General features: G+C 68.6%; 1 protein-coding gene. It reads left to right on the top strand.

From position 1 onward, the window contains the following. Positions 1 to 28: 28 nt before the first annotated feature. On the top strand, positions 29 to 2,446 hold a 2,418-nt coding region (locus tag UK12_RS32250), incomplete at its 3' end, for a DNRLRE domain-containing protein (protein ID WP_045306765.1).

Raw genomic sequence — 2,446 nt, 5'->3', positions numbered from 1 at the left:
CAGCAGACGACTCTCCGGCCTGGGGGCGTTGGGTACCACCGGCGCCCTGGTCCTGGGGATGCTGGGCGCGCCGCTCGCCCAGGCGGCGACCGCTCCGACATCCACCTCTGTTCCGGCCCCCGGCGGCAAGCCGACGCTCTCCCCTGAGCAGCAGGGGATCGTGGATGCACGGGCGAAGGCCAAGGCAACCGGGAATCCCGCAGCGGTCGACGCGTTGACCACCGAGACGGCGTTGACACAGGTCAACCCGGACGGGACGTTGACCACCATCGACCGCATCCAGCCGGTGCGCACCAAGCGCGGCGGGGCATGGGCGGATCTGGACGCAACGCTGCACAGGAACGTCGACGGAACGCTGAGCCCGGCTGTCAGCTCCACCGGCCTGGCGATCTCGGGCGGCGGCAGTGGCCCGATGGCCACCGTCACCACAGCCGACGGCAAGAAACTTGCGGTCAGCGCGCCCTTCACACTGCCCGCGCCGACCCTTGACGGTGCCAGCGCGACATACGCCGACATGCTGCCGGATGTGGACCTTCAGGTCACCGCGCTGCAGGCAGGAGGCTGGCGCGATGTCATCATCGTCCGCACCGCCGCAGCGGCCGCGGACCCGAGGCTGAAAACTCTGCACTTCCCCGTCAAGACCGAAGGTCTGAACGTCTCAGCAGACAAGGCCGGCAACCTTACCGTCAGGGACAGCGACGGCATCGTCCGGTTGGCCTCACCGCCGCCGTTCCAGTGGGATTCCGCTCCATCAGCCCCAGCTGCGCCCGCGGCACGGCCTGCGGTCAGGAGCCGTTCGCTGGCAGTCTCGCCGCCTACCGCCCAGGCGGCCGCCGACTCGGCCTCCACCCCCGAGGCGCCGGGCGAGCAGGCTCACCGGGCCCCGATGGGAATCACCGCCGACAACAGCAGCCTGACCCTCACCCCGGACCCGCAGACCTTCGGCAAGGGCACCGGCCCCTGGTACCTCGATCCCACGGTCGGCGTCACAGGGCAGACACAAGCCTATGCCCAGGTGCAGGAGTTCCATCCCAGCTACACCTACACCAGCGGCATGAGCGATCTCGGGCTCGGCTACTGCGACTACAGTGACTGCACCGGAGTCGGCCGCCAGCGGGTCTACTACCAGATCGGCACGCCCTCGGCGCTCCTCACCCCGCCGTCCGGGGCTCCCACCGGCGCGGTTGTGCACGACTCGACCCTTTCCCTGCAAGCCAAGTCCGCCTCGAACCCGAGCGGGTCGACGGTCGTCCAGGCCTACGACAGCGGCAGCATCGGATCGGGGACGACCTGGAACAACCAGCCTTGCGGGACCGACAGTTCGCCGGGTTCGCACTGCGGGTACGTGTCCTCGTCGGCGTCCTTCACCGGCACAGGTCAGATCAACCTCGACGTCACCAGCATCATCAAGACCGCCGTTGCCTCCCACTGGGGCAACTGGACGCTGATGCTCGCGGCCAGTGACGAGAGTGACGACGCCATGCGTCACCACCTCTCCACCAACCCGACCATCACGACGAACTACGACATCGCGCCGGTCATCTCCTCACCGCGCACCAACCCCACCCCGATTCAGGCGAACACCAGCGCGAGCGCGCCGTGCGAGTCGGCTGACCAGCCGTACTGGATCGGCGCCAACCAGAACATCAGCCTCACCGTCAACAACTGGTCTCCGGCCGGGTTGCCACTGCTGACCACGTTCAACCTGTGGGACAACGACGACAGCACCTTCAGCTGGTCCGGCAACAGCGGCTGGGCCGGAAGCTCCAACCCCAACGGCGTCAGCGTCACTGTCGGCTCCCTGACCGACGGTCACCAGTACGGCTGGAACGCACAGGCCTCCGACACCGACGGAAGCGCCTGGGGACTTTCCTCCGGCAACACCTCCGGATGCCACTTCCGGGTCGACAAAACACCGCCGTCGGTGAGCGTCAGCTCCCTCGACTTCCCGCCGTCGGGCACGCAGAACCCCTCGCCGACGAAGTTCAACACCGACACGGGCACGTTCACCGTCACCGGCACCGACCCCGTACCGTCCACCGGCACCAGGGCGTCCGGAGTCGCGTGCTACCGCTGGAGCACCAACCCGAGTCCGGTCACCAACTGGCACTGCGGTGACTCCGCCAACAACGTCGACACCGGCATCGTGGCGGCCACGGGAACCTCGAACGCGTTCACGTACACCCCGGGCACCTGGGGCACCAACGTCCTGTACGTCCAGGCGCAGGACAACGCGGGCAACTACAGCCAGCCCGCCGCCTATACCTTCTATGCGCCGTGGAAGCCGGGCAGCACGCCGGTCTTCGGCGACCTCACCGGCGACCGCAAGCCCGACATCGTGCTCCCAGACCCTGCGGGCAACCTGCGGCTGATCCAGCCGACGCTGGACCCGGCGACCGCTCCGGCCATCTCCGGTGCCGCCTCGGCCGCGCCCGCCAGCAGCACC

The sequence above is a fragment of the Saccharothrix sp. ST-888 genome, assembly GCF_000955975.1.
In the GTDB taxonomy this organism is placed as follows: Bacteria; Actinomycetota; Actinomycetes; order Streptomycetales; family Streptomycetaceae; genus Kitasatospora.
The sequence above is the reverse complement of the archived record's forward strand: the minus strand, read 5'-3'. Positions and strand labels throughout refer to the sequence as shown.